The organism is Pseudomonas sp., assembly GCF_046581935.1.
GTDB lineage: Bacteria > Pseudomonadota > Gammaproteobacteria > Pseudomonadales > Pseudomonadaceae > Aquipseudomonas.
The window spans coordinates 247,391-265,070 of sequence record NZ_JAYGFK010000003.1 but is presented as its reverse complement, the minus strand read 5'-3'; the positions used below and the strand labels follow the sequence as shown (position 1 = coordinate 265,070).

The 17,680-nt window shown below is 63.7% G+C and carries 12 protein-coding genes; 2 read left to right on the top strand and 10 right to left on the bottom strand.

Annotated features, from left to right (window positions below):
- Positions 1–32 precede the first annotated feature (32 nt).
- The 4 genes from VCA57_RS03230 to VCA57_RS03215 form a co-directional block, all read right to left on the bottom strand.
- On the bottom strand, positions 33–740 hold the full coding sequence (locus tag VCA57_RS03230; protein WP_411183521.1) for a 3'-5' exonuclease: 708 nt from the start codon (positions 738–740) through the stop codon (positions 33–35).
- Positions 737–2,611, bottom strand: a complete 1,875-nt coding sequence (locus VCA57_RS03225) for a DUF294 nucleotidyltransferase-like domain-containing protein (RefSeq protein WP_411183520.1) — start codon at positions 2,609–2,611, stop codon at positions 737–739. The genes VCA57_RS03230 and VCA57_RS03225 overlap by 4 nt, the downstream gene beginning before the upstream one ends.
- 89 nt (positions 2,612–2,700) lie before the next feature.
- On the bottom strand, positions 2,701–4,470 hold the full coding sequence (locus VCA57_RS03220; protein WP_411183519.1) for a sensor histidine kinase: 1,770 nt from the start codon (positions 4,468–4,470) through the stop codon (positions 2,701–2,703).
- Positions 4,467–5,117 carry a response regulator gene (locus tag VCA57_RS03215; RefSeq protein ID WP_411183518.1) on the bottom strand — a complete coding sequence of 217 codons (651 nt, stop codon included), beginning with the start codon at positions 5,115–5,117 and terminating at the stop codon, positions 4,467–4,469. The genes VCA57_RS03220 and VCA57_RS03215 overlap by 4 nt, the downstream gene beginning before the upstream one ends.
- Before the next feature lie 263 nt (positions 5,118–5,380).
- Here VCA57_RS03215 and VCA57_RS03210 point away from each other — a divergent pair, with 263 nt between their 5' ends.
- The gene (locus VCA57_RS03210; RefSeq protein WP_411183517.1) at positions 5,381–7,111 is read left to right on the top strand and encodes a ShlB/FhaC/HecB family hemolysin secretion/activation protein; all 1,731 of its coding nucleotides are present in this window, start codon (positions 5,381–5,383) and stop codon (positions 7,109–7,111) included.
- A gap of 23 nt (positions 7,112–7,134) precedes the next feature.
- Positions 7,135–11,844 (top strand): GLUG motif-containing protein, encoded by a 4,710-nt coding sequence (locus VCA57_RS03205; RefSeq protein WP_411183516.1) that lies wholly within the window; start codon positions 7,135–7,137, stop codon positions 11,842–11,844.
- 209 nt (positions 11,845–12,053) lie between these two features.
- Here VCA57_RS03205 and thrS read toward each other — a convergent pair whose 3' ends face one another.
- The 6 genes from thrS to folE2 all read right to left on the bottom strand — a co-directional run bounded on the left by thrS (position 12,054) and on the right by folE2 (position 17,632).
- A complete protein-coding gene (gene thrS / locus VCA57_RS03200; RefSeq protein WP_411183515.1) occupies positions 12,054–13,982 on the bottom strand; it encodes a threonine--tRNA ligase in 1,929 nt (642 codons plus the stop codon).
- A 212-nt stretch (positions 13,983–14,194) separates the two neighbouring features.
- The gene (locus VCA57_RS03195) at positions 14,195–15,535 is read right to left on the bottom strand and encodes a dihydroorotase (RefSeq protein WP_411183514.1); all 1,341 of its coding nucleotides are present in this window, start codon (positions 15,533–15,535) and stop codon (positions 14,195–14,197) included.
- Between the two features lie 2 nt (positions 15,536–15,537).
- A complete protein-coding gene (locus tag VCA57_RS03190; RefSeq protein WP_411183513.1) occupies positions 15,538–16,098 on the bottom strand; it encodes a carbonate dehydratase in 561 nt (186 codons plus the stop codon).
- On the bottom strand, positions 16,095–16,322 hold the full coding sequence (yidD, locus tag VCA57_RS03185; protein ID WP_411183512.1) for a membrane protein insertion efficiency factor YidD: 228 nt from the start codon (positions 16,320–16,322) through the stop codon (positions 16,095–16,097). Before yidD ends, VCA57_RS03190 begins: the two co-directional genes overlap by 4 nt.
- Complete coding sequence (gene hisI / locus VCA57_RS03180) at positions 16,319–16,738, bottom strand: phosphoribosyl-AMP cyclohydrolase (RefSeq protein ID WP_411183511.1); 420 nt, start codon at positions 16,736–16,738, stop codon at positions 16,319–16,321. The genes yidD and hisI overlap by 4 nt, the downstream gene beginning before the upstream one ends.
- 3 nt (positions 16,739–16,741) lie before the next feature.
- Positions 16,742–17,632, bottom strand: coding sequence for a GTP cyclohydrolase FolE2 (gene folE2 / locus VCA57_RS03175; protein WP_411183510.1), 891 nt, complete (start codon positions 17,630–17,632; stop codon positions 16,742–16,744).
- Positions 17,633–17,680 lie beyond the last annotated feature (48 nt).

Sequence of the window (17,680 nt, the reverse complement as noted above, 5' to 3'; positions counted from 1 at the left end):
TGCGTCGCCCACGCTGTGCCTGCGTAACCGCCTCAACTCCACAATTGCCCAACCGGTGTATCCGCCGTATACCGTGTCGCCACTTGCGCCTGCAGCAGCTCGGCGGTGGCCAGGGCATCGGTCAACGCATGGTGCGCTTGGTATAGCGGTAGGTTGTAGCGCAAGCGGCTATCGGCCAGGCGGATTGATATGGGCTGGCGGCCAAGCAGGCGGCCGAGCCAGCCGGGTTGGCGGTTGGGGTACAGGCGCGCTTCCAGTTGCATGGTGTCGATCACCGGGAACTGCAGCCCTTCGCCCAGTTGCTGGCGCACGGCTTGGTCGAGAAAGCCGCGTTCGATAGCGCGGTAGTGCACCACCATCACGTTGCCGGCCATGGCGCTGAGCAGTTCATCGAGAATCTGCCCTAGGCGCGGTGCGTGGCGGATGTCGGAGTGGGTGATGCGGTGGAACGCTACGGATTCGCTGCTCAGTTCGCTGGCGGGTTTGACCACCCAGTAACGTGCATCGCCACAGCGAATACGTTGCAGGCTGAAGGGCAGCAGGCCGAGGCTGACGATGGCGTGCTGGTTGGCATCCAGGCCGGTGGTTTCTACATCCAGGGCCAGCAGAGGCACTTGCTCCAACGGGGTGTCGGCGGCCACGCAGCCGGCCTGGTAGAAGGCTTGCAGGCGTGGGTCGGTGGCGCTGGTGGCGAGCTCGGCAAAGCGCGCGGCCCAGTCCAGTGTGGTAGGCGAGTTCATAGGCTTTTGCCCGGCTGGGCGGGGTAGCGAAAGCGTAGGAATTTCTGCGCGTTGCTGAGTATCTGAAAGGCTTCCTTGAGGTTGTGCCGATCACTGGCGGAAACCTTTTCTGGCTCGATGTAGTTGTTTGGCTCAATGCCTTGCGCCAGTGAGTCGGCTTGATGGCGGATGCGCACCAGGTTGAGAAACTCCAAGGCGTAGCGCAGTTGGCTGATGGCTTCGGGCTGCAGCAGTTTGGTTTTGGCGATGGCGTCCAGGCGCTCCAGCGAGTTCTGCGCCTTGCTGCCGCAGGCCAGCGCGTGCACGCGGATGAGGTCGGTGAGTGGCGCGGTGCCACGGCCTTTGAGGTTGATGATGTTCTTTTGTTGGCCGTCGGTTTCCATCACGAAGGTGCGAAAGAAGCCCAGTGGCGGGGTGCGGTTCAAGGCGTTGCGGGCCATGGCGGCGAGAAAGGCCGGGGCGTTGCTGGCTTTTTCGGCGAGCAGTTCTTTGAGGTTTTCTGCCAGTTCGACTTCGCCGTGCACGCCGTCGAGGTCAAAGAAGATGCTGCTGTTGAGCAGGGTTTGCGGGTTGGGCCGGTCGATCCACTGGCTGAAGTAGTCGCGCCAGACCTTGAGCGGCTGTCGCCATTGGCGGTTACTGGCCATGATCCCGCCCTTGCAGTAGCTGTAGCCGCAGGCGGCCAGGCCATTACTGACGAACTGCGCCAGCTCGGCAAAGTAGGCGTCGTGCAGGTCTGGCTCAAAGCGGTCATCCAGGATCAGCGCATTGTCCTGATCGGTCACCACCAGTTGTTCGTCGCGGGCCATGGAGCCGGCCGCGAGAAAGCAGTAGGGCACGGGCGGCGGGCCGAGTTTCTGCTCGGCCAGCTCCAGCAGGCGCTGCGTGAAGGCGCGGCCGATGCCGGCCATGGCGCTGCCGATCATGTGGGCGGTGGCGTGCTCGTTGGCCATGCGCACGAAGGTGCCGCGTAGGTCGGGCAGCAGCCCTTGCAGGCCGCCGACATCGGGCTGGTTGAAGATCGAGTTGACTAGGTACAGGCTGCTTTGCGACTCGTAGCGGATGATGTCGGAGAGGTTGATCATCCCGACCGGGCGGCGGCGCTGCACCACCGGCAGGTAGTGGATGTTGTGGCGCAGCATACGCAACATGGCCTCGAACACGCTGTCATCGGCCTGGATGGTGATGGGATTTGGCGACATTACCTGGCTGACGGGCGTTGCTGCGTCTAGCCCGACAGCCAGTACCCGGGTGCGCAAATCGCGGTCGGTGAGGATGCCGACCATGGTTGCGCCGGCCTCGTTGCTGTCGAGAATCACCAGCGACGATACGCTTTGCTCGGCCATCAGTTGCGCGGCCTGTTGTACCGGGGTGTCGAAGCTGGTGCCGACGGGCTGACGGGAAATCAGCGTGCGCACTTTAATCTGCATCAGGTCGCTGGCTTTGCCCTGGCTCTCCACGGCGGATTTGAGGCGTGATTGGCCTTCGGCCTCAACAAAGTCAGCGAAGCTGTCGTGTTGCTCACACAGCTGGGCGAACAGGGCAGCGGGGATAAAGTAGATCAGGCTATCTTCGATGGCCCGCGCCGGGAAACGCACTTTGTTGCTGCGCAGCAGGCCGGCCTGGCCAAAAATGTCGCCTTCGCTCAGGCGGTTGTACAGCTCGCCATGGCGTCGGTAGATTTCCACCGCGCCGCTGCGCACGTAGTGCAGGTCTTGGATGGCGGCGCCGTGCAGGAGGATGTCGGTGCCGGCTTTGAAGTAGCTCACGCCGACCTGGCGGGCGATGGCGTCGAGGCTTTCCTCGGGCAGGGCATCAAAGGGCGGGAAGCGTTGTAAGTGGTCACGGATCTCCAGTAACTCGATCTGCATGGGGGCCTCGCGGGTTGGCTGGCCCTACAGGATACGGGCATCGCGATGGCATGTCCGCCTTGCCGACGTTTGTTGAGTGCGTAAGGCACTTAAATTGGCAACTGGTGCGGCACGTGCAGGGCTACAGTGGTGCCCAGGCCTGGGGTGCTGTCGACCCGCAGGGTTGCCGCCAGGCGTTCTGCCCGCGAGCGCATGCCGGCCAGGCCTCGCCCACCCAGGGCGGTCTCGTGCAGGGAAAACCCGATGCCATTGTCGATGACTTGGATGATCACTTCCGACGCTTCGGGGGTAATGACCAGGCGAATGTGGTCGGGCTGCGCATGGCGCAGCGCATTGTTGAGCGACTCTTGCACAATACGCAGGATTGCCAGGGCGCTGGCCGGGCTCAGCGACGCCAGGGCCGGCAACGGTTGCGCCTCCCAGCTCAGCTTGATACCCAGCGAGGCCAGGCGTGGCTCAAGGCGAAAGCGCAGGTTGCCCAACAGGGGCAGCAGGTCGCCCTCACGCACGTCGAGTGAGTCAATGATCAAGCGCAGGTCCTGCAGCGACTCGTCGATCACCAGCGCCAGGTCGTGACGATCCACCTCCGGCCTCAGGGCGAGGCGTTTGGCGGTGATCAACTGGGCACCCATGCCGTCGTGCATGTCCTGAAGGATGCGCGAGCGCTCGGTGGCGATCGCATTGTGCTGGCTGCGCAAGGCTTCCTCGCGGTCGAGCACGAAACGCTCGCCGAAGAACAGCAGCAGCATGATGCACAGTGGGATGCCGCCGGCAGAGCGATAGCGAAAGCTCTCCCACGGCAGCCAGCCAAGCGGCGTGACGAGTGATTGCAGCGCAGTAGTGCACCAGAGCAGGCCGGCCAGCGCGAGCAGTAGCAAGCGTACCGAGCGCTGTTGCCAGGCGGTTTCCAGAATCATCGCCCCGACCAGCGTCAAGGCGACCACGAATGGTAGATCTAGGCCCCACACGCGGTCGCTCGCCACGCCCATCGCCATGCTGCCGAGAATGCTCGCAGTGACGAGCACCCAGAGCCCATCGAAGAGGAGCAGTAGCACTTTCGGTTGGCGATTGGAGAGGCGATAGCCCACGCGACAGAGCATCCACATCAACAAGGTGAAGAACAGGGCGCGCACGGCATGACGCTCTCCCTGCGACAGCGGCAGGATCGGAATCATGTCGATCAGTACGGTCAGACCACCCACGCCGAGCGCGATCAGAATCAGCGTGTATTGCCGGCGCTGGCGTGCATAGGCATAGGCCAGACACATAGCGGCACCGAGCAGGATCATCAGGGCATAGGGCAGCACGGTATACAGCAGGTTCTGCCGTTGCCATACCGGCTCGATCAGTGCTACCGGCCCCAGGCGCACGGCGGACAAGCCGCTACGGATGGCGGCATCGCCCTGTAGGCGCACCAGCAGTTCATTGCTGCCGTTGCGGAAGGCGCTGGCTGGCAGGATCAGGTACACCGGCGTGTCCACGGTTTGTCGACCTCGGTGCTGCGCCGTGGCGAACTCGGCCCGAGGAGTCAGCAGGGCATCGTTCAGCCACAGTTCGCCAAGGGCCGCCAGGCGCGGCAGGTACAACGCCTGGGGTTCCGTAGGCAGTGCGGGCAGGGTGAAGCGAATGCGATACCACGACAGTCCGCTGGCTTGCGGCTGGCGCTCGCGCCAATTGTCAGGCAGCACGACCGTTTGCCAGCCGTCGGCCGGTGGTACCGGCGATTCGCTCATGACGAATTGTGCTTCCTGCAAGGTGCGGACACCGTCGGTTTCGGTGGGCGGCTGCAGCGGATTCCAGGCGACGAACGCCACCATGGCCAGCAGCAATGCCAGCGTCGAGGCGAACAGGCGAATCAACGAATCAACCCGCGCAGGCGGGCCTGGTTGACCGCCTGCACGCGGTTGCTGACGGCCATCTTGCTGTAGATGTTCTTGATATGGGTGGCCGCCGTATGCGCCGAGATGTGCAGATGTTCGGCCGTCTCGCCGACGGTGAAGCCCTGTGCAATCCGAGTCAGGATATCGATCTCGCGTTCGGTCAACGCATCTGGTTCGTGCGCCGGGGCGCGCGGCGTGGGCGGTGCCAGACGAGCCAACAGGTGCTTGGCAATGTGTGGCGACAGCGGCGCGCCGCCCTGATGCACCAGGTTGATGGCGCGCACGAATTCGGCAGGCGTGCTGTCTTTGAGCAAGTAGCCGCGCGCACCGGCCTCGATGGCGCGAATCACATGGGCTTCATCGCCGAACACCGTCGCCACCAGGGCGAACACCGGTGGCTCCCGGTTGGCAAGCTCGGCGATCAGTTCGCTGCCGTCGCCATCGGGTAGCCCCAGGTCGATCACCGCGACGTCCGGTTTATCGTCGACAAGCAGCTGGCGCGCCTGCGCCAGCGAGCCTGCACCACCGAACCAGCATAACCCGGGCTCGCTGAGCACCATGCGCTGGAGCTCCTCGCGCAAGGGCGCATCGTCTTCGACGATGAGAATGGAAAGGGGTGTGGACATCGAGCGATCCCGAGCGGATGAAGGAGTGACGTCAGCGCAGTCGTGGCGGGCCGCGCGCTGGTATGCATTCTAGACCGGATCAAGGCCCTGTCTGCCTACCCGGTTTCAGGTATTTACCGCCGCTGTCGAGGCGTGTTCGAGGTGACGGGGCACTGCGCAAATACCCGAAACAGGGTATGTGCGCAAAGAGCGGAGTTTTCATACTGCAAGCAATGCGCAGACCGCCCAGTGGCTGCATTCACCTACCTGGTGCCCGGATCGTGATGAAAACCTGCTCCGTCTCTCTTGCCATGCGCGCATGGCTGAATACGTCTTTCTGTGTCGCCGGTCTGGCCTGTATGCCCTTGGCAATGGGCGCTCAGGCGCAGACGCTACCCGACGCCGGGCGGATTCAGCAGCAACTCGAACAGTCCATACCGCCACCCGCTTCGACACCGCTCGAGCCGCTGCCTGCCGAGCAGCCGGCCAGCGCTCAGGATCAGCCACGGATCGTCCTGCATCAGGTCGTCGTAGAGGGCGCGCAACTGATCCCGGCTGCCGAGCTGGAACAGGCGTTCGCCGCCCATCTGAACCAGCCGGTTGCCCTGGACACGCTGCAACAGACCGCCCAGTCCCTGGTCGCGCTCTATCGCCAGCGTGGTTGGTTCGCACGCGTCACCCTGCCGGCGCAGGATGTCTCCGGCGGCGTCCTGCACGTACAGGTGGTCGAGGCTCGTTTCGGTACGTTGCACCTTGCGCCCGGCGCGACGCGGGCCAATGCGGACTTTGTCGCGGGCATGGTCGGTAGTCGTCTGCAGGAAGGTCAGCCCTACAGCATGGACGACCTCGAGCGCGGCCTGCTGCTGGCCAACGATCTGCCGGGTATCCAAGCCGACGGCGTACTGCAGGCCGGCAGTACGCCGGGTAGCAGCGACCTGGCACTGAGCGTGCGCGACAGCGCGTGGTTGTCCGGCCAGCTTTCCGCTGGCAACCAGGGCAGTCGTACCACCGGTTATGCGCAGGGTGTAGGGCAACTGGCGTTGAATAATCTCAGCGGTTATGGCGACCAGATCCGCTTGACTGGCGTGGGTGCCGAAGACCTGGACTACGCCCAACTGGGCTACGCCACCCCACTGGGCACTGACGGTTTACGCCTGGATCTGGATGTCAGCCGCCTGAATTATCGGTTGGGCAAGGAGTTCGAAGAGCTCGACGCCGAAGGGCGCTTCGATGTTTATCAGGTTGGGCTCAGCTATCCGCTAACCCGTCTGACGGCGCGCAACCTGTGGGTGAGCTTCGGCCTGGCGCATCGCGACAGCCGTGACGAAGTCCTTGGCAGCGTCGTGCGTGAGCGCGACGTGGACAGCGCCACCCTGTCGCTGTATGGCGACCAACGCTTCGAGCAGGGCGGCAGTGCCTTCTCCTGGCGGCTCGACCTCAGCCAGGGCGAAGCCCGCCTGCACCTTGCGGACGACCGCGCCAGCGATCAGGACGGGCCGCGCGTCGCCGGCAGTTTCAGCCGCCTGAACGGCAACGCGTTGTGGGATCAGTGGCTAGCGCCGGCCTGGTACCTGCGCGTGCGCGGCAGCGGCCAATGGGCGCCCAACAACCTCGACTCCTCGCAACAGTTCTCCCTCGGTGGCATGTACGGCGTGCGTGGCTACCCGACCAGCGAAGGGGCCGGCGACAGCGGTGCCCTCATGCAACTGGAAATCCATCGCCTGCTCGGCGACCTGGGGCTGCCTGGCTTCGAGGCCTATGCCTTCCTCGACGGCGGCGTGGTGCGCCAGCACCACAGCCTGTGGTCAGGCTGGAACACCGCTGAAAGTGAGCACAACAGCTATGCCTTGTACGCCAGTGGCCTGGGGCTGCGTTGGAGCCATGCGTCTGGTCTGGGGCTGGACGCCGTACTGGCCGCACCGCTGGGCAGCAATCCTGGAACCAGCGACGGGCATAACCACGATGGCAGCCGCAAGGGCCCTCGTGGCTGGCTGACCGCTACCTACACCTTCTAACTGATCCGAACCGGAGCCACACCATGTGGAAGCACGCCAACCTCAATCGTCGTTATCGCCTGGTGTGGAATCGCGTACGCCAATGCTGGAGCGTCGCACCGGAAATCGCTTCTGGCCAAGGCAAGGCTGCTGCCGGGGTGAGCGAGCCGGTGCAGGCCGCCTGCATCCTGCCGCTGCGTGCGTTGGTGGTGGCTATCGGCTGCGCCTTCAGCCTGCCAGCCCTGGCTCTGGATGCCAGTGCCTTGCCGACTGGCGGCAGCGTGGTCGCCGGGCAGGCCACGATTGGCCAGCAGGGCAGCACGCTGACCGTTAACCAAACCACGGATCGCGCCATCCTTGAATGGCAGAGCTTCAATATCGGCAAGGATGCGGCCGTGCATTTCAACCAGAACAGTGCCAGTTCGGTGGCCCTGAACCGAGTCACCGGTGGCACCCGCTCGGAGATCTACGGCAGCCTGACCGCCAACGGCCAGGTGTACCTGGTCAATAGCGCCGGAGTGTTGTTCGGCAGCACGGCGCAAGTGGATGTCGGCGGCATCGTCGCGTCCACACTCGACATTTCCAATGACGATTTCCTCGCCGGTAAGAACCGCTTCGTACAGGGCAGCGGCAGTGGTGAGGTGATCAACCAGGGCAGCATCACCGCCCACGATGGTGGCACGGTGGCGCTGATCGGCAGCAGCGTCAGCAACACCGGGCAGATCGTTGCCAATGGCGGCAACGTGGCGTTGGCGGCTGGCCAGCAAGTGACCTTCGCCGCCGGTGCCAACGGCCACTTGCAGATTGCCGTCGATGCCAGCGAAGCGCAGATGATGGTCAACAACGGCGGGCTGATCCAGGCCGATGGCGGGCAGGTGATTCTCACGGCGCAAGGCGCTAATGCGCTGGCTTCTGCCGTGGTGAGCAACACCGGCACCATCCAGGCGCGCACGGTGGCTGAGCGGGAAGGGAAGATTCTGCTGCTGGCGGACTTCGACAGCGGCACCAGCCAGGTGGCCGGTACGTTGGATGCCAGCGCGCCGGACGGCGGCAATGGCGGCTTTATCGAAACCAGTGCAGCGCACGTCACGGTGGCAGAAAGCACCAAGGTCACCACCAAGGCCGCGAGCGGCCAGACCGGCACCTGGCTGATCGACCCCAACGACTTCACCGTCGCTGCCAGCGGCGGCGACATGAGCGGCGCCACCGTAGCGGCCAACCTGGCCAACACCAACTTCACCATCGAAACCGCCACCATGGGCACGGCGGGCGGCAATGGTGATATTCACATCAACGATGCGATCAACTGGAGTGCCGACACCACGCTGACGCTCAATGCCGAGCGCAACATCAACGTCAACGCCGCCATCACCGCCACCGGCAGCAATGCTGGGCTGGCGCTGAACTACGGTGGTACCAACGGCAACAGCAGCAGTACCCCCGTCAGCGGCAGCGACTACAACGTCAAGGCGCCGATCACGCTCAACGGCAGTAATGCCAGCCTGGCGATCAATGGCAACGCTTACACGCTGATTCACAGCATGGCGCAGCTCGATGCGCTCGACGCTGCCGGCACCGGTGTATCGGGTTACTACGCCCTGGCGCAGGATCTGGATGCCAGCGGTACCACGTACGGCCAAGCGCTGGTGGGAACGTCCAACAGTAACGCCTTCACCGGTACCTTCGCCGGGCTCGGGCATACCATCAACAATCTCACCATCGATGCGGGCGGCACCGACTACGTTGGCCTGTTCGGTTATACCGGCAGCAACAGCGTGATTCGTGATATCGGGATGGTGGGCGGCAGTATCAAGGGCAATACTTACGTCGGCGCGTTGTCGGGATACAACGTCGGCAGCATCAGTAATGCCTATGCCACGGGTAGTGTGGCTGGCAACGACACCGTCGGCGGGTTGGTTGGATTCAACTACAACGGCAGCATCAGCAACGCCTATGCAACAGGCAGTGTTACGGGAACAGGTGGCTACGTCGGTGGGCTGGTCGGAACCAACTACGCCGGCAGCATCGGCAACGTCTATGCCACGGGTAATGTCACAGGAATAGGCGATTTCGTCGGTGGGCTGGTCGGATATAACACAGGCAGCGTCGGTAACGCCTATGCCTCGGGCAGTGTATCGGGCTCTTCCTACGTCGGTGGGTTGGTTGGATATAACTACAACGGCAGCATCAGCAACGCCTACTGGGATCGTGACAGTTCAGGCCAGAGTAATGCGATTGGCGGCGGCAGCGGCACGGCTACCCAGATCTCCAGCAGCAACCGCTACAACCCGAATGCTTACGGGAATTTAGGCACCTGGAGCCTCGTTGCCGGCGCCACCAATGTTTACGCCGCCAGCGATGCCAATGGCGTGCAGTGGATCATGATCGAGGGCCAGACGCGTCCCTTCCTCGCCAGCGAGTACAGCACCACCATTGGCAATGCCCATCAGTTGCAACTGATGGCCTACGACCTGGCTGCCAGTTACACCCTGGTACGCGATATCGATGCCAGTGCCACCGCCGGCAGCAATGCCAGCGGCATGTGGAGCACGGCCGGCTTCGTCTCGGTGGGTGACGAGAGCAATCCGTTCACTGGGCAATTGGACGGGCAGAGCCATACCATCGGTGATTTGCTCATCAACCGTAGCAGCACGAACTATGTCGGCCTGTTCGGTTATACCGGCAGCGGTAGTGTGATCCGTAATATCGGGTTGGTCGGTGGGGGCGTGCTGGGGCAGTACTACGTCGGCGGGCTGATCGGCTGGAGCAACGACAGTACCATCAGCAATGCCTACACCACTGGCAGCGTATCGGGTAACGGCAGTGTCGGTGGGCTAATCGGCTGGAACCAGGGCAGTACCATTAGCAATGTCTATAGCACTGGCAGCGTATCGGGGATCAGCCAATACACCGGTGGGCTAGTCGGAGTAGTCAATGGTGGCAGCATCAACAACGCCTATGCCGCCGGCAGGGTGTCGGGCGGCAACCAATATAGCGGTGGGTTGGTCGGGTTCAACAGCGGCGGCAGCACCATCAGCAACGCCTATGCCACCGGTAGCGTGACGGGCGGCTTCCAGGTTGGCGGGCTGGTCGGGGAAAACAATGGCACCGTCACATCCAGCTTTTACGCCACCACTGATGCTCAGGGCAACGTCATCAACAACGGTGGTGGCGCCACCGGTGTATTCACGGGCAACGCTCTCGGCACAGGCAAGAGTTGGGTCGAGCTGACCCAGCTCTCTACCTTCAGCAATGCTGGCTGGGATATCGACGATGCGGGCGGCACCGGCCTGGTCTGGCGGATTTACGAGGGTTACACCACGCCACTCTTGCGCAGCTTCCTCAAGAGCGTGACGGCCACGGCTGCTATCAACCAGAGCAAAACGTACGATGGCACCACGACCGGTACCGTCAGCTACACCACCAGTCTGGTTGATGCGGTACTCGATGGGAGTGTTGGTTACACCACTCAAAGCAAGAACGTGGGTGTCTACAGCTCCAGCAATAGCAGCTTGAGCCTTACCAATGGCTTGTACTCCAGCCAAGAGGGCTATGACATCGCTTATGTAGAGACCAACAGCGATGTCACTATCGACAAGGCCAGCATCACCGTCAGTAGCAGTGATGTCATCAAGACCTACGATGGCACCACCAACGCAGCCGGCTCGGCGGCGGTGACCCTTGGCACTCTGTTCGGTAGCGATAGCCTGTCCGGCGGCAGCTTTGCCTTCACCGACATCAATGCCGGCACCGGCAAAACAGTGAGCACCAGCGGCGTGACCGTCAGTGACGGCAACAACGGCGGCAACTACGACGTGACCTACGCCGACAACATGAGCAGCACCATCGACAAGGCCAGCATCACGGTCAGCACCAGCGATGTCAGCAAGACCTACGATGGCACCACCAGCGCAGCCGGGTCGGCAGTTCTGATCGGTGGCACGCTGTTCAACAGCGACAGCCTGTCCGGCGGCGTCTTCGCCTTTACCGATGCCAATGCTGGCACCGGCAAGACCGTTACGGCCGACGGCGTGACGGTCAGCGATGGCAACAACGGCGGCAACTACGACGTGACCTACGTCGACAACACGAGCAGCACCATCGACAAGGCCAGCATCACCGTGACGGCTAATGGCGGTACTTCCACCTATGGCGACAATGGCCTGCTCAACCCTGGGCTGACGGCAGCCGGGCTGGTCAATGGCGAGGATGAGTCGGTACTTACAGGCCTGGCCAACAGCTTCGGCATCGATAACAGCACCAACGCCGGCAGTTACACGCTCACCGTCGATGGCACGCTGAGCAACGGTAATTACGTGGTGACCCAGACCAGCGACGGCACCTGGGTCGTCGACCGCAAGACCTTGACGGTAAAGGCCAGTGATGACCGCCGAAGCGTATCGAACCAGGCCTACAGCGGCGGCAATGGCGTGACGTACCAGGGTTTCGTCAACGGCGAAGGTCTTGGCGTACTCAATGGCAGCCTGAGCTATGGCGGCACTGCTCAAGGTGCTACGCAGGCCGGCACCTACGCCTTGAGCGTGAGCGGGCTGAGCGGCGACAACTATGCGATTCAGTATGTCGATGGCCGTTTGCTGTTGACGGCGCCGTTGACTACACCAGGCGGTGGCGAGCTGGTGCGGCCGGTGCGTGACAGCCTGCGCAACCAGCCGTCCGGTTTGCCTCTCGCCTTGGCGAGTAGCGAAGGCTTGCGTCTGACCATTCTGGGTGACCCGATGGGTATGGCGGATTGATTGGCGGATTGCACGCCCTGTAGGAGCGGCTTTAGCCGCGAATTTCGCGGATAAATCCGCTCCTATAAATGCTCGATTGCGGCGTTCAGCCGCGCCGATAGCGCAGCAGCAAGCCTTGGCAATTGTCCTGCGTGCCAGGCCAGTTGCCCGCATACCAAGGTGCTGCGCACCGCATGGCGAAAGGCGGGGACCTGGAGCGGTGGCCAGCCTCAGGCGTCGCGGTTCTCCTGGCCGGGCAGGCGCGCTTCTCTGCTCAGGCGTGCGACCAGCTCAGCCAACGGCAGACTGCCGAGGTTGTCGCCGGCGCGGCTGCGCAGGGTAACGCGGCCTTCGGCTTTTTCCTGTTCGCCGATGACCAGCAGGTAAGGCACTTTCTGCAGGGTGGCTTCGCGGATCTTGTAGCCGATCTTCTCGTTGCGCAGGTCTGCCGCTGCACGCAGGCCGGCGCGCTTGAGGCGGGCCAGTACCTGGCGGGCGTAGTCGTTCTGCCCTTCGCTGATGGTCAGCACGGTCGCCTGCTGCGGCGCTAGCCACAGCGGGAACAGGCCGCTGTACTGCTCGATGAGAATGCCGGTAAAGCGCTCCAGTGAGCCGAACAGGGCACGGTGCAGCATCACTGGGCGTTCACGTTCGCCCTGCTCATTGATGTAGCTGATATCGAAGCGCTCCGGCAGGTTGAGGTCCACCTGCAGGGTGCCGCATTGCCAGTCGCGGCCGATGGCGTCACGCAACACGAATTCCAGTTTTGGCCCGTAGAACGCGCCTTCGCCGGGGTTGAGCTGGTAGTCGATGGCCATGCGCTGCAGCGCGCCGGACAGTGCACCTTCCAGTTGGTCCCAGGTTTCGTCGCTGCCGATGCGGTTGGTCGGGCGGGTGGAGAGCTTGACCGCCACCTCGTTAAAGCCGAAGTCGCGGTAGATGGCGAACACCAGGGCGATGGTGTCGGCGCATTCCTGTTCCATCTGCGCGGCGGTGCAGAAGATGTGCGCGTCGTCCTGGGTAAAGTGGCGCACGCGCAGCAGGCCGTGCAGCGCCCCGGAAGGCTCGTAGCGATGCACCTTGCCGAACTCGGCCATGCGCAGCGGCAGGTCGCGGTAGCTCTTCAGGCCTCGGGCGTAGAGCGCCACCGCGCCGGGGCAGTTCATCGGCTTGAGGGCGAACACGCGTTCGTCCTCGGTGGTGGTGGTGAACATGGCCTCGCGGTAGTTGAACCAGTGCCCGGAGGTTTCCCACAGGCTACGGTCCATCACGTCCGGGGTGTTGACCTCGACGTAGCCGGCAGCGTCCTGGCGCTGGCGCATGTAGCCGATCAACTGCTGGAACAGGGTCCAGCCCTTGGGATGCCAGAACACCGAGCCGGGGGCGCAGTCGTCGAAGTGGAACAGGTCAAGCTGGGTACCGAGCTTGCGGTGGTCGCGCTTGCCGGCTTCTTCCAGGCGGGTGAGGTAGGCCTTGAGCTCTTTCGGCGTGGCCCAGCAGGTGCCGTAGATGCGTTGCAGCGCGGCGTTTTTTGCGTCGCCGCGCCAGTAAGCGCCGGCCACCTTGGTCAGCTTGAACGCCTGCAGCAGGCCAGTGCGCGGAATATGCGGGCCTCGGCACAGATCCTCGAAATCGCCCTGGCGGTACAGCGACAGCACCTCGTCTGCGGGAATATCGCGGATCAGCTCGGCCTTGTAATGCTCGCCCTGCGCCTCGAAGTGGGCGATGGCTTGGTCGCGCGGCAGTTCGCGGCGGCTGACGGGTAAATCGGCGGCGGCCAGCGCGTGCATGCGCGTCTCGATCAGCGCCAGGTCATCGGGGGTGAAAGGCCGCTCGAAGGCGAAGTCGTAGAAAAAACCGTCTTCGATGACCGGGCCGATGGTCACCTGGGCACTTGGGTACAGCTGCTTGACCGCCATCGCCAGCAGGTGGGCGCAGGAGTGGCGCAGCAGTTCGAGACCCTCTGGATCGCGGGAGGTGATCAGGCTGAGTTGGGCGTCGTTTTCGATCAGTGTGCTGGTGTCTACCAGGCGGCCATCGAGGCGGCCAGCAAGCGCGGCCTTGGCCAGGCCAGGGCCGATATCGGCGGCCACTTCGGCGACGCTCAGGGGCTGGGGATACTGACGCTGGCTGCCGTCGGGCAGAGTGATGCTGGGCATATGGGGTCTCTAATCAGGGTCGGTTAAAGGTGAAATCTGTAGGGTGGGTTAGCGGCGCAAAGGCGCAGCTATGGAGGCCACCACGTAGTCCGTGCGCCGCGTAACCCACCATCGGCGCAACACAGGGAGATCGTCCGGTGGGTTACGCGGCGCGCCACGAGGGCGGTGTCTGCTTGTTTGTAGCTTGGCGCCGCTAACCCACCCTACAGTTGTTATTGGCGCTGGTAGCGCAGTGGCAAACCCTGGCAATCGTCCTGCACCTGACCGTTGTGCCAGGCCAGTTGCCCGGAGACGATGGTGCTGCGCACGGCATGGCGGAAGGCGCGGCCCTGGAAGGGCGTCCAGGCGCAGTGGGCGAGGATCGGGTCGGCCGCCACCGGGTGTGGTTCGGCCAGGCGTTCGATCAGCGTCAGGTCAGCCCAGTAGCCTTCGCGCAAATAACCGCGCTGCTCAATGGCAAAGCGTTGCGCCACGGCATGGCTGGTTTTTTCCACCAATGTGGTCAGTGGCAGCAAGCCATCGGCCACCAGTTCCAGCAGCGCCGGCAGGGCGTGTTGTACCAGTGGCAGTCCAGACGGCGCTTGCAGGTAAGGCTGCTGCTTTTCTTCCAGGGTGTGTGGGGCGTGGTCGGTGCCGATGATGTCCAGCCGCCCGCACAGCAGGGCCTGGCGCAGGGCATCGCGGTCGGCCTGGCTCTTGATCGCCGGGTTGCATTTGATCAGGTGGCCGAGTGCTGCGTAGTCGCGGTCGTCAAAGTACAGGTGGTGCGCGCAGACCTCGGCGGTGATCTGCTTGCCGGCCAGCGGGCCGGGGTGGAACAGGCTCAGCTCGCGGGCCGTGGTGATATGCAACACATGCAGCTGGGTGCCATAGCGCCGGGCCAGACTGACCGCCAGGCTGGAGGACAGGTAGCAGGCCTCGGCGTCGCGGATCAGCGGATGCTCGCTGGCGGGGATATCGTCGCCGTACTGCGTCTGCCACTGCGCCTCGCGTTCGCGGATGCGCGGGGTGTATTCGCAATGGGTCAGCAGAATGGTCGGGCAATCGCGGAACAGCCGTTCCAGCGCCGGCAGGTCGTCGACCAGCATGTTGCCGGTGCTGGCACCCATGAACACCTTCACCGCTGCCACACGGCTGGGGTCGAGCGCGGCGACGGTGTCGAGGTTGTCGTGGCTGACGCCGAAGTGAAAGCCGTAGTTGACCCGCGAGCAACGGGCAGCGCGTTGCTCCTTGGCCGCCAGCGCCTCCAGCGTCAAGGTCGGCGGATTGGTATTGGGCATGTCCATGACGCTGGTGATGCCGCCGGCCACCGCTGCCCGGGATTCCGTGGCGAAGCTGCCTTTATGCGGTGCGCCAGGGTCACGGAAATGCACCTGATCATCGATCATGCCCGGTAGCAGCAACTGCCCGGCGGCGTCGATTTCCATAGAGGTATTGCGCCCGCCGATGCTGCTGTCGATCTGCTCTATACGACCATTGCGCACCCAGACATCGGCGTCGAACTCACGTCCTTCATTGATCAGGCGGGCGTTGCGGATCAGTAAGCTGCTCATCTTCAGAACTCGTTCTGCAGGGCTTTGTAGCCGCGCACCAGGTCGATATTGGTGCGCGCCACGTCTTCGGAAAATTCGCTGGCTGAGACACTGACGCGTGGCAGGCTGGCCAGCTCGGTCTGTGGCCCGATGCGCTGGGTGGAGGTGACGTGAAAGCCCGCCGGCAGGTCGCAGCCGTCGACCACGGCGTTGTGTCGCACCACGCAGCCGTCGCCGACCGTGCAGTTGAACAGCACGCTATTGAAGCCGATAAACACGCGATTACCGACGCGGCACGGGCCGTGGATGATCGAGCGATGGGCGATGGACGTGTGCTCGCCGATGGTCACCGCCGCGCCGGACTTGGAGTGGATTACCACGCCGTCTTGAATATTGGAGTTGGCACCGATGACGATGGGCTGCATATCGCCGGTTTCGTCCACCTCGTCGGCGCGGATCACTGCATAGGGGCCGACGAAGACGTTGTCATGAATGATCACTTTGCCGCAGATAATCGCGGTCTTGTCGACATAGGCGGACTCGGCAATGACCGGCAGGTGGCCGGACGGGTTCTTGCGGATCATGGTCGTTCCTTGGGCGAGGGCACTGGGTCGTAGCCGCCCGGATGCCAGGGATGACAGCGCAGCAGGCGGCGCAGGCTGAGCCACAGGCCGCGTAGCAGGCCGTGCTTCTCCAGCGCTTCGATGGCGTAGTGCGAACAGCTCGGGTGGAAGCGGCAGCGCGGCCCGAGCAGCGGGCTGATCAGGTACTGGTAGAAACGCACCAAGGCGACGGCCAGGCGCTTCATGCGGGACGGCTCACGGCCACGTGCAGGTGCTCGCCGCCGAGGTCGTTGTAGAAGCAATTGGGCCGGCCGGTGTGGCAGGCCGGGCCTTGCTGCTCGACCTTGAGCAGCAAGGCGTCTCCGTCGCAGTCGAGATGAGCGCTGAGCAGGCGCTGGCGATGGCCGCTGGTTTCGCCCTTGCGCCACAGTTGTTGGCGCGAGCGCGACCAGTAGCAGACTTGGCCGCTGGTCAGGGTTTCCTGCAGCGCGCTGTGATTCATCCAGGCCAGCATCAGCACTTCGCCGCTGTCATGGCGCTGGGCGATCACCGGGATCAGCCCGGCGTCGTTCCAGGCGATGGCCTCCAGGGCCACGCTCAGCGCCACGGTGTGGCCGGCTTCGGCGGATTCCAACTGCAGCCAGAAGGCGTCGGCAGGCATGGCTCAGCTCCAGTTCCAGCGGCTTTGTGCCACCGCGTCGTGGGCGTGCAGGCTTTCCGCATGCACGACCTTGAGGCGGAAGGCGCTGGCCTGCGGCAACTGGCGCAGGGCGCGGTGCAAGCGGCGTGCTGCATCCTCGCAGAACATCAGGTTCTGCCCATTGGCGAGGGCGAAGGCCTGTTCGTCGGCGCGCTTCACCGCCGTCTGCACCGGCGTGGCAAGGGCTTGTTCGGCGCTGTCGATCAACGCCAGCAGCGGCAGGTCGACACAATTCTGAGTCAGGCGCAGTTGTAGGGTCGCCGTGCTGCGCTGGCTGTGCGGCGTGGCGACGATGCCCTGGGTCGAGCCGAGCCAGTCGAGCGCCTCCAGGTAATCCAACGGCTGCGCCGCGAAGGTTTCGGCGAAGCGTTGTTGGATCAACTGCCGAGCCAGCGCTGCCGAACAGGGGCAGGTGGACGAGTAGGTGACGTCCACCTGCAACTCGATGCTCACACCACGGCCGTCCTGGCGAGCGCGAAGCTCGAAGGGGTAGGTCTTCCAGCCACTGAGCGGGCTGACCAGTGCCGGTCGCTCGAGCGGCACCTCGCCGCGTAGCGTGAGGGTGGCACTGTCGGACAGATCCCGGTGGCTACCCAGGCAATCATCCAGTACCCGCAGCATGGCAGGTACATCCAGCGCCTGATGCACCAGGCGCTGCGCAGCCATGTATAGCCGCGACATGTGGATGCCGCGCGCGCCGGCGTCGTCGAGGCTGACGCCGATATCGACGTTGGCGGTCACGGCTGCGCCACCCAGGCGGATGGGCAGGGCGATACCGGCCATGCCGACCCAGTCCAGCGGCAGGTCGTGATGGGTGGGCTGAGCAGCGATATCGGGGAGGGGCTGATCGTTCATCGCAAATCCGTGGGTTGATTGCAGGTTTTAATGTTATGTTATAACACT